Genomic DNA, 18,819 nt, shown 5'->3' on the forward strand with positions numbered 1-18,819 from the left:
CTCCACAGGAGAACCCCCGATGAAAACCGCCCTCTCCCGCATCGCCCTGATCACCTCCGGCCTGTTGCTGTCCACCCAGTTGATGGCCGAGCCCAAGCGTCCCGAATGCATCGCCCCGGCCAAACCCGGCGGTGGCTTCGACCTCACCTGCAAGCTGGCACAGAGTGGTCTGAAGGATGAAGGCCTGCTCAAGGCCCCCATGCGAGTGACCTACATGCCAGGCGGCGTCGGCGCCGTGGCCTACAACGCAGTGGTAGCCCAGCGACCGAAGGACGCCGGCACCATCACCGCATTCTCATCCGGTTCCCTGCTGAACCTCGCCCAAGGCAAGTTCGGCCGCTACGACGAGAACGCGGTGCGTTGGCTGGCAGGCATCGGCACCGATTACGGCGCAATCTCCGTACGCGCCGACTCACCCTACAAGACCCTGGCCGAGCTGGTCGAAGCGGTGAAGAAAGACCCGGCCGCCATCGTCTTCGGCGCTGGCGCCACCATTGGCGGCCAGGACTGGATGCAGACGGCGCTGATCGCCCGCGCTGCCGGTATCGACCCGCAGAAGCTGCGCTACGTGGCCTTTGAGGGCGGTGGCGAGACCCTTACCGCCATGCTCGGTGGCCACGTACAGGTCACCAGCAGCGGCCTGGGCGAAATCACACCGCAGCTCGCCGCCGGCAAGATCCGAATCCTCGCGGTACTGTCCGATCAGCGCCTGCCAGGCAAGTTGGCGGAGATTCCCACTGCCAAGGAACAGGGGTTCGACATCGTCTGGCCGGTGATCCGCGGCTTCTACATGGGCCCGGAAGTGAGCGACGAGGACTTCAACTGGTGGAAGCAGCAGTTCGACACCCTCCTGGCCAGCGAGGAGTTCGGCAAGCTGCGTGAACAGCGCGACTTGTTCCCCCTGAGCCTCACCGGCGAACAGTTGAAGGCCTACGTCCTCGACCAGGTGAAGCAGTACAAGCAACTCGCAGGCGAATTCGGCCTGGCGCAGTAGCCCTCCCCTGAAGATCGGGTGATGCGGTCGATCCCCTCACCCACGGCCCCTCTTCCATTGGGAGAGGGGAGATCAATGACTCCTAGGTAAACCGCCATGTACGTACGAATCTTCGCTGCGGTCTGGCTGCTCGTCTGCGCCGTGCTCGCCGTGGTCGCCTGGGGCTTCCAGGCCCCCTTCAGCTATGACCCGGTCGGCCCGCGTGCCTACCCCCTGCTGCTGCTGTTCCTGATGGCCACGGCCGCGCTATGGCTGATCTACAAGCCGGGCGATGCCGACAGTCTGCCGATTTCCTGGCCACTGGCGCGCAAGGTGGCCCTCTGTGTACTCGCCCTGTTCGCCTACGCCCTGCTCTTCGAACCCCTGGGCTTCGTCGTCAGCACGTCCCTGGTCGGTTTCGGCCTCGGCCTGCTGTTCATGGGGCGACCGCTGGCCAGCCTGGTCAGCGGTGTGCTGATGGGCTTGCTGCTCTACGGCCTGTTCGACTACCTGCTGGATGTCCCGCTGCCCTTGGGCCTGCTGGCATTCCTGGAGAACTGAGATGGAAACCCTGAACTTCCTGGCCCAGGGCTTCGATGTCGCCCTGCGCCCGATCAACCTGCTGGTGGCGCTGTTCGGCGCCTTCGTCGGTACCGTCGTCGGCCTGCTTCCAGGGCTGGGGCCGATCAACGGCGTGGCGATCCTGCTGCCACTGGCCTTCGCCCTCGGCCTGCCGCCGGAAACCGCACTGATCCTGCTGGCCGCCGTGTACCTGGGCTGCGAGTACGGCGGACGCATTTCGGCCATCCTGCTCAACGTACCGGGCGACGCCGCCGCCATCATGACCACCCTCGACGGCTACCCCCTGGCGCGCCAGGGCAAGGGCGGCATTGCCCTGTCGCTGTCGGCCATGAGCTCCTTCATCGGCAGCACCATTGCCACCATGGGCGTGGTGCTCTTCGCGCCGATCCTGGCCAACTGGGCGGTAGCCTTCGGCCCGGCGGAGTACTTCGTGCTGATGGTCTTCGCTATCGCCTGCCTGGGCGGCATGGTCGGCGACAAGCCGGTCAAGACCCTGCTCTCGGCGCTGATCGGCCTCGGCTTGGCCACGGTCGGCGTGGACGCCACCACCGGCGTGTACCGCTTCACCTTCGACAGCGTCGGTCTCTCTGACGGTATCCAGTTCGTGATCGTGGTCATCGGCCTGTTCAGCGTCAGTGAAGTGCTGCTGATGCTCGAACACACCACCACCGGCCAACAGGCGGTCAAGGCCAGCGGACGCATGCTGTTCAACTTCAAGGAGTTCACCTTCACCTGGTGGAGCAGCGTGCGCAGCTCCCTGGCTGGCTTCGTCATCGGCGTGCTGCCTGGCGCCGGCGCAACCATCGCCAGCGCCATCACCTACATGAGCGAGAAGCGCATGGCAGGTAGCTCCGGCCGCTTCGGCGAAGGCGACCTGCGTGGTGTCGCAGCTCCGGAAGCGGCCAACAATGCTTCCGCCTGCGGCTCGCTGATCCCGATGCTGACCCTCGGCGTACCGGGTTCGGGCACCACCGCCGTGATGATCGGCGCGCTGACCCTGTACAACATCACGCCCGGCCCGCTGCTGTTCGAGCAGCAGCCCGATGTTGTCTGGGGCCTGATCGCCTCATTGTTCATCGGCAACGTCATCCTGCTGGTGATGAACATCCCGTTGGTGGGCCTGTTCGCACGCATGCTCAGCGTGCCGACCTGGATCCTGGTGCCGGCGATCACCATCGTCAGCGTGGTCGGCGTCTACGCCGTGCACAGCACCACCTTCGACCTGGTGCTGATGGCCGCCCTCGGGGTGTTCGGCTATCTACTGCGCAAGATGGACTTCCCGCTGTCGTCGCTGATTCTCGGCTTCGTCCTCGGTGAACTGATGGAATCCAACCTGCGCCGCGCACTTTCCATCACCGATGGCGACCTGAGCATCCTCTGGAGCAGCCCGATCACCATCGCCCTCTGGGTGCTGACTGCGATCATGCTGGCCCTGCCGGGCATCCGCTGGATGCGCGCACGCCGCGCCAGGGCGAAGCTGGCCCATGCCTAAGTGGTTGCTGACGCCGCTGGTGGGCGCCGCCGGCGGATGGCTGGCCAGCCTGATTGGCTGGCCGTTGCCATGGATGGTGGGCTCACTGCTGGCGGTGATCGCTGCGCGCTGTATTGGCAACCTGCCGCTGACAGAAGTACCCGGCGGCCGCAAATGCGGGCAGTGGATCGTCGGCGTCGGCATCGGCCTGCATTTCACCCCGGCGGTCATCGAGCAGGTGCTGGCCAATAGCGCGATCATCCTGGTCGGTGCCGTGGCCACCACCCTCTCTAGCGTCATCGGCATCAGCCTCATGCTGCGCAGTGGCGAGGACCGCGCGACTGCGTTCTTCGCCAGCATGCCGGGCGGTGCCAGCGAGATGGTCAACCTCGGCCAGCGTAACGGTGCAGTACTCAGTCGAGTCGCCGCTGGCCAGAGCCTGCGTCTGCTTCTGGTGGTGCTGAGCGTGCCAGCGCTGTTCCAGCTGTTCGTTGGCGTCCCGGCCGTGCAGCATCCGGTTGCACAGGTCGACTGGGGTTGGCTGGCCCTTCTGCTGGCTGGCGGGGCGTTGCTGGCGATGCTGATGCAACGCTTTCACCAGCCCAATCCCTGGCTGATCGGCCCACTGCTGGTCAGCGCAGCGATGAGCATCGGCTTCGACCTGCAACTGGGCCTGCCGGAGGGCGCCAGTCAGCTCGGCCAATGGCTGATCGGCAGTGCCCTGGGTTGCCACTTCGACCGCGCATTCTTCCGCCGCGCGCCCTCCTTCATAGCCCGAACGCTACTCGCCACGTCCCTGGGCATGGCCTTTGCCGCCCTGGCGGCCGAACTGCTCGGCTGGCTGGATGGGCTCGATCATCGCTCGCTGATGCTGGGTATGATGCCGGGTGGTATCGCCGAGCTCAGCCTGACCGCAGAGGCCCTGCAGCTTTCGGTGCCGCTGGTCACCGCCCTGCAGGTGCTGCGCTTGCTATTGGTCCTGTTCCTCGCCGAGCCGGTATTCCGACACTGGCAGAAGCAAGAGACCCACGCTTAGCCCGCCTTGTGCGGGCCTTTTTTATTCTTCTGCAACATTCGATTGCAGGCACCGGTCCACTGGAAATGGGGCGCGCCTATGCTCTCCTCTATTATTCGCTGGTCGCCAAGGCTGCCATTCATGTCCGGACGTACCGACCCATTTCGCTATCTGCTGCTCGCCGTAGCCATCGGGCTGCTGGCCGCCTGCAGCCGCCTCGACCTGGCCTACCGCAATCTCGACCTGGTCATCCCCTGGTGGATCAGCAACTACCTCACCCTCGACGACAGCCAGCAAGCCTGGATGACGCCGCGCCTGGAAAAGCACCTCGCCTGGCACTGCAGCACTCAACTGCCGGAATACGTCGCCTGGCTGGAACAACTGGACCAGCTGAGTCAGCGTCCGCAACTGACCGTCACTGACCTGCAAGGCCAATTCGCGCAGGTGCGCGAATCCGTAAACAACATCGCCGTGCAGGTCACCCCCACGGTGCTGGGCCTGGCGAAGGGCCTCTCACCCAAGCAGATGGGCGAACTTTACGTGGCGATGGACGAACGCAATGCGGAACTCCGCGAAGAACATGTCGCGCCGTCCCTTAAGGATCAGGTGACGGCAAGGTCGCTACGGATGCGAGAGCGCGTCGAAGAATGGATGGGGCCGCTACGGGCGAGCCAGCAAGCGCGAATCGACACCTGGGCAAGGCGCCAGGGCGACTACAACCGCATCTGGGCGGAGAACCGCGAGAGTTGGCAGAAGGAGCTGCGCAACGCCCTGTACGGTCGACACGCCTCGAACTTCCCGGCACGTCTGACCGCATTGCTGCAGGAGCCGGATGACTTCTGGACGCCGGATTACCGCAAGGCGTATCCGGCAGCGGAGACATCCCTTGCGCAGCTGCTCGCCGACCTGTTCAACAGCGCCGACGAGCGCCAACGCAATGCCCTGCGCGAATACATTGGCGGAATGATTTCCGACCTCAAGGGGCTGGAGTGCTACCCGCGATGAACGCCCGATCTCAGAGGTCGGGCAGGCGCCAGTCGATCGGTTCCAGTCCGTGTTGGGCAAGGAACTTGTTGCAGCGACTGAAATGGCCATTGCCGAGGAAGCCCCGGTAGGCCGACAGCGGCGACGGATGAGCCGACTTAAGGATCAGGTGCTTGGTGGGGTCGATCAGCCGCTCCTTGCTCTGTGCATGGGAACCCCAGAGCAGGAACACCAGGCGCGGACGGCTCTGGCTCACGACTTCGATGACCTTGTCGGTGAAGGGCTGCCAACCGGCACCGGCGTGGGAGCCGGCACGAGCCTGCTCGACGGTGAGGGAAGTGTTAAGCAGCAACACGCCCTGCTCCGCCCAGGACTGCAGGTAGCCGTGGGAGGGAATCTCGATGTTCAGATCGCGCTTGAGTTCCTTGTAGATGTTCTGCAAGGACGGCGGCGTAGGCACGCCCGGTTGTACCGAGAAGCACAGGCCGTGAGCCTGGCCGGGGCCGTGGTATGGGTCCTGGCCGATGACGACCACCTTCACCTGTTCCAGCGGCGTGGAGTTCAGCGCATTGAAGATCAGCGGCCCCGGCGGGAAGATCACCTTGCCGGCATTCTTTTCCTGGCGCAGGAAGTCGCCCAGGGCCTTCATGTAGGGCTTTTCGAACTCATCCCGCAGGGCTTCTTTCCAGCTCTCTTCGAGCTTGATCCGGTCGTCGCTTTCAGTCATTGCTCTATCAGTTCCGTGGCGGTTGCCGGGGCGCTTCCCGCCCGATGGTCGGGCACCCTAAGAAATGCCCACTACCCTTGTCAATCAAGGACGCCCGGAGCAAGCCCACATGGACAATCGCCACGACACGGTGAAACTTGCGCTCTACGAGCGCTTTCTCAAGGACGCCGGCGCGCTGCCGTCGATGCCTGAGGCCTCCCTGCGCCTGCGCCAATTGCTGACCGGTGACGCCCCTTCCCACGAGCAGGCCAGTGCCCTGCTGGAGACTTATCCCTCCCTGGCCGAACGCCTGATGGAGTTCGCGTCTCTGCCACTGCTCGGCCATATCCAACCTGGAGCGCGGCTCCTGGACGTGGTCAGGCAACTGGATGGCAAGCGCCTCTCCAACCTGGTACTGGCCTTCGAGTTGCATCAGCTGTTCGATGGCAAGGAACCCAGCCTGCGCAAAGTCTTCAACAAGCGCTGGCACCTCAACCTGCAACGAGCCGCCGTCAGCGCCGGCCTGGCCCAGCACCTGCCCCACCTGGAAGAAGAAGATGCCCTGCTGGCGGGTCTGCTGCAGGACATCGGCAGCCTGCCGCTCCTCGAGGAGCTGCACCGATGGCCTCAGGTATCGCGCCTGGAAGTCGACCTGCAGCGGCTCTGCGAACAACTCTCAGCCGAAGTGGGCGTGCTGCTGCTCATTGCCTGGAAACTGCCCGCCAGTCTTCAGGACTGTGCACGCCTGCGCCGCGACTGGTGTCGCCAGCACAAGGGAGCAGTCGACCTGGCCGATGTGGTGCAGGTCGCCAGCCAGTTGCTGGAAGAACCTCGTAACGACGACCGCCTGGCGCGGTTACCGGCATACCAGCGCATGGACCTGCCGACGCCCCAGGTGCTGCGCGCCGAGCTGGCCGAGGTGGTGGCGCTATGGCTCAAGTTGTTGGGTGGTCGGCCACCGGAAGCGGATTGAGGCGTTTGCAGGGTGCGCACGTAGGGCGCCTGGCGCTCTTTTTCCATCATCGGAACCAATCTGAGCTGCCCCCCGTCAAGCACCAAGGGCGAACCGGTGGTCCGCTTGGCGATTGAAATCGCCCCTACAGGAGTCCATCGCGGTTTAGCCCCGGTGCAACACACGGTAGTGACTGGGCGCCATGCCCACAACCTTCCGAAACAGCCGCGAGAAGTAGTAAACGTCCTCGTAACCCAGTTGCTCAGCGATCTGTTTCACGCCTCGGTCACCCTCATCAAGCAGACGACAGGCGTGGGCCATCTTCAGCTGGATGAAGTCCTGGATCGGCGCATGGCCAGTCAGGGCGCGGTAGGTCTTGGCGAAATGGAAGCGCGACAGCTTGAACTGCGCCGCCAGCTGATCGAGATTGAGGCTGTCGTGCAGATGGGCGCGCATTACCGCCTGCACCGCGTCCACGTCCAATACCCGGCCTGACTTGAGATACCCCCGCACCGGCAGCACCGCGAGTGAAGTCAGCAGAGTCTGCAACTGGTGCGCTGCATGGATGAAGTGCGGCAGGTTCAGACCCTGCTTGCGTAATCCCAGCAAGGCGTCGAAATCCGCCAGCAGCCGCGGTTGCACACCAATCCGACGCAACACTGACTTGCCCAGCGGGCGCAGGTAGTCCTCCACCAATTCGCCTTCGAAATGCACCCAGTAGATGCTCCAGGGCCGCTGCGCATCCGCGCCGTAGGCATGGACCTGCCCCTTGGGCAGCAGCAACAGGTCTCCACCGCCCACCTCGAATCGTCCATCCCGGCAGTCCAGCCAGCCCTGCCCGGATCGGCAGTAGATCAGCAGATTGTCTTCAGGTTGATGGCGTTCCATGCGGTGTCCCAGCGCCTCTGGGTAATAGCCCAGGGCCAGCGGGTAGCAGGCGGAAGTCAGCGGGTGGCGGGCCAGCAGGCGACGCAAGCGCGGCGGCGTGGTGAAGCGCACGCCGTTTGCCGGCAAAGGCCAGTTGGAGGTTTCGACGGTGCGGCTCATGTTGGTTCTTGTAGTGGCCTGCAATGCCAAGATCGTCCATCCAACCACCAAGATCGTCAATCCACATCTGTATCGGCGGCCGCTATAAGGGCAAGAAACAACAAGGTCCCGTCTCACGGGTGGAGGACCAGATGCCCCGGACAATTCCGCAGTTGATCGACGGTGAGTGGCGCGACAGCCGCGCCCGCGAACTGATCGAAATCACCGACCCGGCGACCCAGGAAGTCCTCGCCCTGGCCCCCAAGGCCACCGCGGAGGAAATCGAGGCCGCTGTCGCCAGTGCCAAGGCGGCCTTTCTAACCTGGCGCGAAGTGCCGGTCCCCGAGCGCGCCCGGTTGATGCTGCGCTACCAGCAACTGCTCAAGGAGCATCACGACGAATTGGCCGAGCTGCTGGCCAGCGAGACCGGCAAGACCTTCGCCGATGCCAAGGGCGATGTCTGGCGGGGCATCGAGGTGGCCGAGCACGCCGCCAACGTGGCCAGCCTGATGATGGGCGAGACGGTGGAGAACGTCGCCCGCGAAATCGATACGGCCAGCTGGGTGCAACCCTTGGGCGTGTGCGTTGGCATCACCCCCTTCAACTTCCCGGCGATGATCCCGCTATGGATGTTTCCGCTTGCCATCGCCTGCGGCAATACCTTCGTCCTCAAGCCCTCGGAACAGGACCCGCTGACGCCCAACCGCCTCGCCGAGCTGTTCATCGAAGCCGGCGCCCCCAAAGGTGTGCTGCAAGTGCTCCATGGCGGACGCGAACAGGTGGACGCCCTGCTCACCCATCCCGATGTGCGCGCGATTTCCTTCGTCGGCTCGGTTCCAGTGGGCCAGCACATCTACCGAACCGGCACTGCGCACCTGAAGCGGGTGCAAGCCTTTGCCGGCGCCAAGAACCACATGGTGGTGCTGCCCGACGCCAACAAGGACCAGGTGCTCAGCAATCTGATAGGTGCGAGCTGTGGCGCCGCTGGCCAGCGCTGCATGGCCATCAGCGTGGCCATTTTCGTTGGCGAGGCGCGTGAGTGGATCTCGGAATTGGCCGCGCAGATGGCTGAACTGCGTCCCGGCCACTGGAAGGACGCCCATTCCGCCTTCGGCCCCTTGATCAGCCAGCAGGCTCGCCAACGCGTCCTGCGCTTGATCGCCGAAGGCAAGGCGGAAGGTGCGCAATGCCTGCTAGACGGTTCGCAGTGCGAGGTGCCCGGCTATCCAAACGGCAACTGGCTTGGCCCCACCCTCTTCCGTGGCGTAACCGCGAAGATGGGTCTGTACCGTGAGGAAATATTCGGCCCGGTGCTGGTGTGCATGGAAGTGGACAACCTGGAAGACGCCATCACCCTGGTGAATGCCAATCCCTACGGCAACGGCACCAGTCTGTTCACCCGTTCCGGCGGCGCCGCGCGGCACTTCCAGCATGCGGTTGAAGTGGGACAGGTGGGGATCAACGTCCCCATCCCCGTGCCCCTTCCGTTCTTTTCCTTCACTGGTTGGAAAGGCTCTTTCTATGGCGACCTGCACGCCTACGGCAAGCAGGCGGTGCGCTTCTACACCGAAACCAAGACGGTCACCTCCCGCTGGTTCGATGACAGTCCGGTCACCGGCCCGAACCTGACCATCCAGCTGAAGTAGCGGCAAACTCATTCGCCAAGCGGTGCCCAGCATCGCCCGGGACCGAGCAAAGGCAGACGACATATGGATTTCGACCTCACAGAAGAACAACGCCTGCTGGTGGATAGCGCCCGCGCCTTCGCCCGCCACGAATTGATGCCCTTTGCCGCAGACTGGGACCGCAACCACCACTTCCCGCTGGAGGTGATACGGCGCGCTGCGGAACAGGGTTTCCTGGCGCTCTATATCGCTGAAGAAGATGGCGGCCTGGGCCTTTCCCGGCTCAGTGCCTCGCTGATCTTTGAACAGCTCGCGGCAGGCTGCGTAGCCACCACCGCCTACCTGACCATCCATAACATGGCCACCTGGATGCTCGCGTCCTTCGGTGATGCCGAGCTGAAGGCACGCTGGCTGCCAGGGCTGATCGGCGGCGAACTGCTCGCCTCGTACTGCCTGACGGAGCCGGACGCAGGCTCCGATGCAGCCAACCTGCGTACCCGCGCTCGCCGCGATGGCGACCACTATGTGCTGGACGGCAGCAAATGCTTCATTTCCGGCGCTGGCAGTACACAGGTGCTGATTGTCATGGCGCGCACCGGACAAGATGGCGCCAAGGGCATTTCGTGCTTCCTGGTGCCGGCCGATGCCGAAGGTATCCGCTACGGCCGCAACGAAGACAAGATGGGCTGGCGTGCCCAGCCCACCCGCACCATCACCTTCGAAGGCGTGCGCATTCCTGCCGCAAATCGCATAGGCCCGGAAGGCCAGGGCTTCGTCTATGCCATGAAAGGCCTGGACGGCGGTCGTCTGAATATCGCCAGCTGCTCACTCGGTGCCGCCCAGGCGGCACTGGAACAGAGCTTGCGCTACGTGGAGGAACGCAAGCAGTTCGGCAAGCCTCTGGCCGACTTCCAGGCATTGCAGTTCAAGCTGGCCGACATGCTCACGGCACTCACCGCCAGTCGGCAGATGGTGCGCCTGGCCGCCTACCGCCTGGACCAGCGCCACGCCGAGGCCAGCCTCTATTGCGCGATGGCCAAGCGCTTTGCCACCGACCAGTGCTTCGAGCTGTGCAACGAGGCCCTGCAACTGCATGGCGGCTACGGTTATCTGAACGACTATCCTCTGGAGCGCTGGGTACGGGATACCCGGGTGCACCAGATACTCGAAGGCACCAATGAGATCATGCGCGTCATCGTGGCGCGCCGTTTACTGGAACAAGGCGGAGCCATCGACCGCCTGCTGTAAGGAGATGCACATGTCTACTGCCGTTGAACCCTACCAGCCCGGAATCTTCGACCTGACCCACAAGTTGACGGTGGAAAAACACGGCCACACCGCACTCATTACCATCAACCATCCGCCGGCCAATACCTGGGATCGTGAGTCGCTGATCGGTCTCAAGCAACTGATCACGCACCTCAACCACGACGACCAGATCTACGCGCTGGTGGTAACCGGCCAGGGGCCGAAGTTCTTCAGTGCCGGGGCAGACCTCAATCTCTTCGCCGATGGCGACAAGGCCCGTGCCCGCGAAATGGCCCGACGCTTCGGCGAGGCGTTCGAAGCCCTGCGGGATTTTCGTGGCGTGTCCATCGCTGCAATCAACGGCTATGCCATGGGTGGCGGCCTGGAATGTGCCTTGGCCTGCGATATCCGCATTGCCGAACGCCAGGCGCAGATGGCGTTGCCGGAGGCCGCTGTTGGCCTGCTGCCTTGCGCGGGCGGCACCCAGGCGCTGTCCTGGACGGTGGGTGAAGGCTGGGCCAAGCGCATGATCCTCTGCGGCGAGCGCGTGGATGCCGAAACCGCCCTGCGCATCGGCCTGGTGGAGCAGGTCGTGGACAGCGGCGAAGCCCGTGGCACTGCCTTGCTGCTCGCCGCCAAGGTGGCGCGCCAGAGCCCTGTCGCGGTACGCACCATCAAGCCGCTGATCCAGGGCGCGCGGGAGCGTGGGCCGAACAGCTGGCTGTCGGAAGAACGCGAGCGCTTCGTCGACCTGTTCGATGCCGAGGACACCCGCGAAGGCGTCAACGCCTTCCTGGAAAAGCGCGACCCGCACTGGCGCAATAAATGACCTCGAGCCCGACGAGAACGATCATGAATGTGAGTTTCGAAGAACGCAGCGGCCTCCACGGTGCACGCATCGGCATCGCCAGCCTGGACGCCGAAACCAGCCTCAACGCCCTTTCCCTGCCGATGATCGAGGCTCTGGACGCGAAACTGCGCGCCTGGGCCGATGACCCGGAAATCGTCTGCGTACTGCTCCGCGGCAACGGCCCCAAGGCGTTCTGCGCTGGTGGCGATGTCCGTAAGCTGGTGGATGCGTGCCGCGAGCATCCCGGCGTGGTGCCGCCACTGGCGGGCCGCTTCTTCTCTGATGAATACCGGCTCGACCATCGCATCCACACCTACCCCAAACCGCTGATCTGCTGGGCACACGGCCATGTGCTGGGCGGTGGCATGGGGCTGATGCAGGGTGCATCCATCCGCATCGTCACGCCCTCCAGTCGCCTGGGCATGCCGGAGATCAACATCGGTCTCTATCCCGATGTGGGCGGCAGTTGGTTCCTCGCCCGCCTGCCGGGCAAGCTCGGCCTGTTCCTCGGCCTCGGTGCCGGCACAATCAACGCCCGCGATGCCCTGGACCTCGACCTTGCCGACCGCTTCCTGCTGGAAGATCAGCAGGATGCCCTGGTTGCAGGGCTGATCCAGCTCAATTGGCGCGACCACCCCGAAGCCCAGCTCAACAGCCTGCTCAAGGCGCTGGAGCACGAAGCCCGCGGCCACCTGCCGGAGGCCCAGTGGCTGCCACGGCGCCAGCGTATCGACGAGCTGCTGGATGTGCCCGACCTGCCTGCTGCCTGGAAGGCCATTGCCGCTCTACAGCATGACAGCGACGTGCCACTGGCACGTGCCGCCAAGACCCTTGTTGGCGGCTGCCCGCTCACCGCACACCTGGTGTGGGAACAGATACGCCGGGCGAAGCACCTCTCCCTGGCTGAAGTGTTCCGCATGGAATACGCCATGAGCCTGAATTGCTGCCGTCATCCGGAGTTTCCCGAGGGGGTGCGTGCCCGACTCATCGACAAGGACAACGCCCCGCGCTGGCACTGGCCGGATGTGGCGGCCATTCCCCGTGCCGTGATCGAGGCCCATTTCAAGCCGGTGTGGGAAGGCCGGCATCCGCTGGACGATCTCTGACAACTCGCCCGACGCCACACGCGTCGGGCCAAGGAGAAACACGATGAGCAAGATCGCCTTTATCGGACTTGGCCACATGGGCCTGCCCATGGCCCGCAACCTGCTCAAGGCTGGACACGAGCTAAGCGTCTACGACCTGGTTCAGGCCGCCGTCGACGAGCTGGCGGCCGAGGGCGCCAAGTCGGCCCGAGACGCTCGTGACGCGGTCAGCGGCGCCCAAGTCGTCATCACGATGTTGCCGGCGAGCAAACATGTGGAAGGTCTGCTGCTGGGTAGCGGGGGGTTGCTGGAGTCCATTGCCCCCGGCAGCGTAGTGCTGGAATGCTCGACCATTGCCCCGGAATCCGCACGCAAGGTACACGCAGCCGCCAAGGCCAAGGGTATCGAACTGCTGGATGCTCCGGTGTCAGGAGGCACCGCAGGCGCCGCCGCTGGCACCCTGACGTTCATGGTGGGCGGCGAGGCGGCAACGCTGGAGAAAGCACGACCGGTGTTCCAGGCCATGGGCAAGAACATTTTTCACGCGGGTCCCGACGGCGCCGGCCAGGTGGCCAAAGTCTGCAACAACCAGCTGCTGGCAGTGCAGATGATCGGCACTGCGGAGTCCATGGCCCTGGGCGTGGCCAATGGCCTGGACCCGGCCGTGCTGGCCGAGATCATGCGCCAGAGTTCGGGCGGCAACTGGGTGCTTGAACGCTACAACCCCTGGCCGGGGGTGATGCCCAACGCGCCGGCGAGCAAGGACTACGATGGCGGCTTCATGGCCGAACTGATGGCCAAGGACCTTGGGCTGGCCCAGGAGACGGCACAGGTCAGCCTCTCCAGCACTCCGATGGGTGCTCTGGCGCTGCAGCTCTATCGCCTGCTGCTCAAGCAGGGCAAGGGCAAGAAGGACTTCTCGGTGGTGCAGAAGCTGTTCGCGGAGTGAGTCAGCGATACCTTCCTTGTAGGAGCGAATTCATTCGCGAACAAATTCGCTCCTACAGGTCGATCACCGCTCCCGCAACGCTTCGGCGCGGGCCTTGATGATGGGCTTGAGCAGATAACTCAGGATGCTCTTCTTACCGGTCATGATGTCGACCGAGGCCACCATGCCAGGGATGATCAACAGCGGGTTCTGTTCGCTTCCCAGATGGCTTTTCTGGGTGCGCAACTTGATCAGGTAGAAGCTGTTGCCTTCATCGTCGGTAATGGTGTCCGCGCCGATCTGCTCGAGGTCCGCAGTCAACCCACCGTAGATGGTGAAGTCATAGGCGGTGAACTTGACCATGGCGCTCTGCCCGGGGTGCAGGAAGGCGATGTCCTGCGGGCGGATGCGCGCTTCCACCAGCAGCGTGTCGTCCAGCGGGACGATTTCCACAAGGTCGCTGCCCGGCTGGATCACACCACCGATGGTGTTGACCAGCAACTGCTTGACGATACCCCGCACTGGCGACGTGACCAGCGTGCGCTTGACACGGTCCTCCAGGGCCTTGCCGGTGGCATTGGCCTTGTTCAGCTCGGTGCGTGCCTCGTTGAGCTGGGCCAGCGCCTCGCTGCGGAAGCGCGAGCGGGTCTCGGCGATCTTGCGCTCGGCTTCCTTGATCGCCGATTCCGCACGGGGAATGGCCAGGCTGGTAGCTTCCAGCTCGCCGCGATTCTCCACTTCGGCGCGGCGCAGGCGCAGGACCTCCACCTTGGAAATCGCCCCCTGGGCCACGAGTGGCTCGGAAATGGCGATTTCCTGACGCAGGAGCTGCAAGCTGTTGCGGTACTGGCCCTGCTTGGAGATGAACTCCTGCAGCTCCTGGCGGCGCTGCACCAGTTGCTCTTCGAGTCCGGCCACCTCCTCCTGCAGTTGCTGCTGGCGGCTGCGGTAAAGGGCGTCTTCACTGTTCGCCTGCTCGGGCGCGAGCTTACGCAGCTCTTCGGAAATCTGCAGCGGGCGGTCGTCCACCTCGGCGCTCAGGCGCTCCACCCGCAGCTGCATGGCGTTGCGGTCAGCTTCGGTTTCACCGACGTTGGACTCGAAGCGGGTCGGGTCCAGGCGCAGCAGCGGATCACCGACCTCCACCACCTGGCCCTCGTGAATGAACAGTTCGGAAACGATGCCGCCTTCCAGGTTCTGCACCTTCTGCAACTTGGAAGATGGAATCGCCTTGCCTTCGCCACGAGTGACCTCGTCCACCTGGGCGAAGTGCGCCCAGAGCAGCATGAACAGAGTGAAGCCGATGAGCGTCCAGATGGTCAGGCGCACCACGCGCGGCGCATCCTCCACCAGGGCTTTGTTGACCTCCGGCAGCGGCTGATCGGAAAGCGAATCGCCACCCTTGAAGTACTGGCGCAGTGCGCCGAAACCCTTATGCGACACTGATCTGCCCCTTCTTCAGTGCTTCCATGACCGCTTCCTTCGGGCCGTCGGCGATGACCCGGCCACGGTCGATGATCAACAGACGGTCCACCAGCGAAAGCATCGAGGCACGGTGCGTGACCAGCAGCAGGGTCTTGTTGGCGATTACCGCGGATAGACGTTCCTTGAGACGTTCTTCGCCAGGGTTGTCCATGGAGCTGGTTGGTTCGTCGAGCAGCAGGATTGGCGGATCCAGCAGCAGTGCGCGGGACAGGGCGACGTTCTGCCGCTGGCCGCCGGAGAGGTTCTGACCACGCTCGCCGACCTGCAACTCATAGCCCTGCGGGTGCATCCGGGCGAACTCGTGCACGCCGGACAACTCGGCTGCCTGCAATACCAGCTCGTCTTCCACATAGCGGGCGCCGGACATGAGGTTGTCGCGCAGGGTGCCGCTGAACAGCTGGATGTCCTGGGGTACATAGCCGACGTTGTGGCGCAGCTCGCTGACGTCCAGCTGGCGGATGTCGGTGCCGTCCACCAGCAGGCTGCCCGAGTCGGCCTGGTAGAGGCCTACGATCAACTTGGCCAGGGAACTCTTGCCCGAGCCGCTGCGGCCAATGATGCCGATCTTCTCCCCCGGGCGGATGATCAGGTTGACCTCGCTGAGCGCAGGCGTCTGCTGATGCGGGTAGGTGAAGTTGATCTGCCGCAGTTCGAGGCTGCCCTGCAGCTTCGAACGTACCAGGGGCTGTTCGCTTTCCTGGCGTTCCTGGGGCAGGTCCATCATCTGGTCCACGGACTTCATGGTCAGGCGTGCCTGCTGGTAGCGGGTCAGCAGGCCGGAAAGCTGGGTCAGCGGACCGAGGGCACGACCGTTGAGCATGTAGCACGCGATCAGGCCGCCCATGCTGAGGTCGCCGGTCATGATCAGGTAGACGCCGGCGACGATCATCACCACGCCCGCCAGCTGCTGGATCATCAGCGTCAGGTTCATCGCCAGGCTGGAGAGCATCTTCACCCGTAGCTCGAGGCGGCCCAGGGTGCCGATGGTCTGTTCCCAGAGGTACTGGCGGTCGCTTTCAGCGTTGTTGACCTTCACCGCATCGAGGCCGGCGAGGGTTTCGATCAGGCTCGACTGGCGCTCGGCGGCCAGCGCCATGGTGCGATCCATGGTCGCCACCAGCGGCTTCTGCAACAGCCAGCTGATAGCCATGGCGAGCGGGAACGCCAGGATCGGCACCCACACCAGGTGACCGCCGAGCAAGCCGATCACCAGCAGGATCAACAGGGTGAACGGCAGGTCGATGACACTGGTCATCGTCAGTGAGGCCAGGAAGTCCCGAAGCGTCTGGAACTCGTGGATGTTCTGGGCGAAGCTGCCGACCCGCGCCGGTCGGTACTTCATCGCCATACCGACGATGCGCTCGAACAGGGTCGCGGAAATGATCAGGTCGGTCTTCTTCCCGGCCAGATCCAGGCACAGGCCGCGCATGGTCTTGAGCAAAAGGTCGAACAGGTAGGCGCCGGAGATACCGATGGCCAGCACCCAAAGGGTGGCGACGGCCTGGTTGGGCACCACGCGGTCATAGACGTTCATCACGAAGAGCGGAGCGCCAAGGCCGATCAGGTTGATCAGCAGGCTGGCGGCAACCGCATCGGTGTAGAGCCAGCGCGAGCGCTTGAGAGTGTCGCGGAACCAGGATTTGGTGCGCGGGATGAGGCTGCCCTGGTTGAGGTCGTACTTGTGCTGCGGCTGGGCAAAGAACACCTGGCCGCTGTAGTCCTCCTGCAGCAGCTCGCGAGTGACCTTCACCTCGCCACCGTCGCTCTCGCTGAGCAGCAGGCGTGCACTGCCGTCGTCGTCCCAACCGAGCATCACCGCGCAACGGCCTTCCTTGAGCAGCAGCAAGGCCGGCATGGCGATCTTCGGAATCTGCTCCAGACGACGCTGCAGCAAGCGGCCCTGCAGGCCGACGCGGGCTGCGGCGCGAGGCAGCAGCTCGGCGGTCAGGCGTTGCTTGGGCAGCGGCAGGCCGCTGGTGAGCATGGCCCGATTGGCAGGTTTTCTGTGCAGGACACAAAGGGACAGCAACGAGTCGAGCAAAGGATCGTCATGCTGACCGCGGGGATCGGTATTGATGTGAACTCGACTGACTTCTGGATCCACGCCTGGATTCTCTGCTCTGGGTTCTACGGGTATCAGGTCCCAGGCCGGATGCCGGCGGCGCAGGAGGGAGGTGAACTCCCCGCTGCGCCATGCGGATCCGAATCAGGTACCTAGTTCAGGCCGGGGAGTGTTGCTTCTGGCTTGAGTTCGGTCTGCACGACCGTGGCCATAGGTGCCACCACTCCCTGGCTCTTCAGCAACTCGCCTATGGTCGCCTTGATGCGGTACTGAGTAAACAGCTCGGTGTAACGCAGGTCCACCAGGCGACGCGAGGCGGTGAACAGCTCGTTTTCGCTGTCCAGGAGGTCGAGCAGGGTACGTTCGCCGATGCTGAATTGCTGCTGGTAGGACTCACGCACACGGGTGCTGTAGTCGACGTATTGCTGGGCGATCGGCAGTTGCTCGCGAGCATTGCCGAGAGCGTTCCAGGACAGGCCCAGCTCTTCGTTCAACACGCGCAGGGCGTTGTTGCGGATATCCAGCGCTTCGTTGACCTGGTAGGCCTTGGACTCCAGGTCCGCTTTGTTGCTACCGCCAGCGAACAGGTTGTAACGCATGCGCAACATCGCCTGCCACTCGTTGACGTGGCCGTTCTCACCGTCCAGATCATTGTCCGCTCCGCGGGACAATTCCGCGTCGAAGCGCGGGTAGAAGAAGGACTTGGCGGCATCGTACTGTTTCTCGGCAGCAGCGACGTCGGACTCGGCGGAACGCAGGATCGGGCTATTGGCCAGCAGGGTCTGGCGGGCGCCCTCGAGGGATTCCGGCAATTGCCCCGGCAGGCCGGCCGGCTCGCTCAGGTCCACCGGGTCCATGCCCACGACGCTGTAGTAGTTGGTGCGGGCGTCGCTGAGGTTGGTCTGCTCTGTGATCAGGTTGTTACGGGCTTGGGCCAGACGTGCTTCCGCCTGGTCCTGGTCGGCCAGACGCCCTACCCCGCGCTCGCTGCGCAGGCTGATCTGATCGAAGATTCTCTCGTGGCTGCGCAGGTTGGCCTGGGCCAGTCGCACCATTTCTTCACGGCGCAGCACATCTATGTAGACCTGGGCCACGTCCAGCGCGGTGCGCTCGGAGGTCCCGAGCAGCGAGTAGGCACGGGAATTCACGGTGGCCTGCTGGCGGCCGACTTCGTTCTGCGTGGCAAAGCCGTCGAACACCATTTGTTGCAGGCGCAGGCTGGACTCACCACGGGTCATGGTCTTCCAGTGGTCATTGCCCGTGGCACGGGTGGTGGTGTTGTCGGTGCTTTCGCGACCATAGCCGCCCAGCAGGTCGACGGACGGTAGGTAGCCGCCCTTGGCTGCCCTCAACTGCTTGTCGGCCGACAGACGGCTATTAACACCAGCCTGGATTTCCGGGTGAACGTCCATGGCTCGCTGCATGGCTTCAGAAAGGCTCTGTGCTTGTACGGGAAGGCTCGCCGCCAGGGCAAATGGGAGGAAGGTGGAGAGTCTCAGACGCATGTTCTTGGCATCCTTTTCGTTGAATTGGAGGTCCTGAAACTTCACCGGAGCTTGCTTCCTGCCCAGGCCAGGTTTCGTGAATCACATCACATCAGAAGCTGCCAGATGAGGAAGCAAATATCAAAGTGACAGCATGGAATTGATTGTTTAGGATGGAAGTCAATTGGTCAATACTTTGGCATATATGCAATAGCCAATTGTAATAAGCCAATATATTGGCGCCACCTTTTCGCCATGCATTAAATATAGATAGGGAATGTCAGTCCTGCGCAAAGTCCTCGTTATTCGACTCCAGTGACGACAAGCCAGCTGAAAGCCAATT

At 63.6% G+C, this 18,819-nt stretch carries 16 protein-coding genes; 11 read left to right on the plus strand and 5 right to left on the minus strand.

Annotated elements, in window-relative coordinates; all coding sequences use genetic code 11:
• Positions 1-19: 19 nt before the first annotated feature.
• The 5 genes from D6Z43_RS12485 (at position 20) to D6Z43_RS12505 (ending at position 5,046) form a co-directional block, all read left to right on the plus strand.
• Positions 20-994, plus strand: a complete 975-nt coding sequence (locus tag D6Z43_RS12485) for a tripartite tricarboxylate transporter substrate binding protein (RefSeq protein WP_120652510.1) — start codon at positions 20-22, stop codon at positions 992-994.
• A 96-nt stretch (positions 995-1,090) separates the two neighbouring features.
• Entirely contained in the window at positions 1,091-1,534 is a 444-nt protein-coding gene (locus D6Z43_RS12490; RefSeq protein ID WP_120652511.1) for a tripartite tricarboxylate transporter TctB family protein, read from the plus strand.
• A 1-nt stretch (position 1,535) separates the two neighbouring features.
• The gene (locus tag D6Z43_RS12495) at positions 1,536-3,047 is read left to right on the plus strand and encodes a tripartite tricarboxylate transporter permease (protein ID WP_120652512.1); all 1,512 of its coding nucleotides are present in this window, start codon (positions 1,536-1,538) and stop codon (positions 3,045-3,047) included.
• Positions 3,040-4,062, plus strand: a complete 1,023-nt coding sequence (locus D6Z43_RS12500; protein ID WP_120652513.1) for an AbrB family transcriptional regulator — start codon at positions 3,040-3,042, stop codon at positions 4,060-4,062. Before D6Z43_RS12495 ends, D6Z43_RS12500 begins: the two co-directional genes overlap by 8 nt.
• Positions 4,063-4,182: 120 nt before the next feature.
• On the plus strand, positions 4,183-5,046 hold the full coding sequence (locus D6Z43_RS12505) for a DUF6279 family lipoprotein (protein ID WP_120652514.1): 864 nt from the start codon (positions 4,183-4,185) through the stop codon (positions 5,044-5,046).
• A gap of 10 nt (positions 5,047-5,056) precedes the next feature.
• Here the strand turns inward: D6Z43_RS12505 and ung are convergent, their stop codons facing one another.
• Positions 5,057-5,752 carry a uracil-DNA glycosylase gene (gene ung / locus D6Z43_RS12510; protein ID WP_120652515.1) on the minus strand — a complete coding sequence of 232 codons (696 nt, stop codon included), beginning with the start codon at positions 5,750-5,752 and terminating at the stop codon, positions 5,057-5,059.
• Between the two features lie 109 nt (positions 5,753-5,861).
• On the opposite strand from ung, the gene D6Z43_RS12515 reads away from it, so the two are divergent.
• Positions 5,862-6,704 (plus strand): HDOD domain-containing protein, encoded by an 843-nt coding sequence (locus D6Z43_RS12515; RefSeq protein ID WP_120652516.1) that lies wholly within the window; start codon positions 5,862-5,864, stop codon positions 6,702-6,704.
• Between the two features lie 144 nt (positions 6,705-6,848).
• Here the strand turns inward: D6Z43_RS12515 and D6Z43_RS12520 are convergent, their stop codons facing one another.
• Positions 6,849-7,730 carry an AraC family transcriptional regulator gene (locus D6Z43_RS12520; protein ID WP_120652517.1) on the minus strand — a complete coding sequence of 294 codons (882 nt, stop codon included), beginning with the start codon at positions 7,728-7,730 and terminating at the stop codon, positions 6,849-6,851.
• 131 nt (positions 7,731-7,861) lie between these two features.
• Here D6Z43_RS12520 and D6Z43_RS12525 point away from each other — a divergent pair, with 131 nt between their 5' ends.
• The 5 genes from D6Z43_RS12525 (at position 7,862) to mmsB (ending at position 13,466) form a co-directional block, all read left to right on the plus strand.
• A complete protein-coding gene (locus D6Z43_RS12525) occupies positions 7,862-9,355 on the plus strand; it encodes a CoA-acylating methylmalonate-semialdehyde dehydrogenase (RefSeq protein WP_120652518.1) in 1,494 nt (497 codons plus the stop codon).
• A gap of 63 nt (positions 9,356-9,418) precedes the next feature.
• Positions 9,419-10,582, plus strand: a complete 1,164-nt coding sequence (locus tag D6Z43_RS12530) for an isobutyryl-CoA dehydrogenase (RefSeq protein ID WP_120652519.1) — start codon at positions 9,419-9,421, stop codon at positions 10,580-10,582.
• Between the two features lie 10 nt (positions 10,583-10,592).
• On the plus strand, positions 10,593-11,411 hold the full coding sequence (locus tag D6Z43_RS12535; RefSeq protein ID WP_120652520.1) for an enoyl-CoA hydratase: 819 nt from the start codon (positions 10,593-10,595) through the stop codon (positions 11,409-11,411).
• 23 nt (positions 11,412-11,434) lie between these two features.
• Entirely contained in the window at positions 11,435-12,538 is a 1,104-nt protein-coding gene (locus tag D6Z43_RS12540) for an enoyl-CoA hydratase/isomerase family protein (RefSeq protein WP_120652521.1), read from the plus strand.
• Between the two features lie 43 nt (positions 12,539-12,581).
• Positions 12,582-13,466 carry a 3-hydroxyisobutyrate dehydrogenase gene (gene mmsB / locus D6Z43_RS12545; RefSeq protein ID WP_120652522.1) on the plus strand — a complete coding sequence of 295 codons (885 nt, stop codon included), beginning with the start codon at positions 12,582-12,584 and terminating at the stop codon, positions 13,464-13,466.
• Positions 13,467-13,529: 63 nt separating this feature from the next.
• Here the strand turns inward: mmsB and D6Z43_RS12550 are convergent, their stop codons facing one another.
• From D6Z43_RS12550 to D6Z43_RS12560, 3 genes are all read right to left on the minus strand, one after another.
• Entirely contained in the window at positions 13,530-14,888 is a 1,359-nt protein-coding gene (locus D6Z43_RS12550; RefSeq protein WP_120652523.1) for an HlyD family type I secretion periplasmic adaptor subunit, read from the minus strand.
• Entirely contained in the window at positions 14,878-17,034 is a 2,157-nt protein-coding gene (locus D6Z43_RS12555) for a type I secretion system permease/ATPase (RefSeq protein WP_120652524.1), read from the minus strand. Before D6Z43_RS12555 ends, D6Z43_RS12550 begins: the two co-directional genes overlap by 11 nt.
• Before the next feature lie 110 nt (positions 17,035-17,144).
• A complete protein-coding gene (locus D6Z43_RS12560) occupies positions 17,145-18,497 on the minus strand; it encodes a TolC family outer membrane protein (protein WP_120655249.1) in 1,353 nt (450 codons plus the stop codon).
• Positions 18,498-18,819 lie beyond the last annotated feature (322 nt).

Origin of the sequence: Pseudomonas sp. DY-1 (assembly GCF_003626975.1) — a bacterium.
Classification (GTDB): domain Bacteria; phylum Pseudomonadota; class Gammaproteobacteria; order Pseudomonadales; family Pseudomonadaceae; genus Metapseudomonas.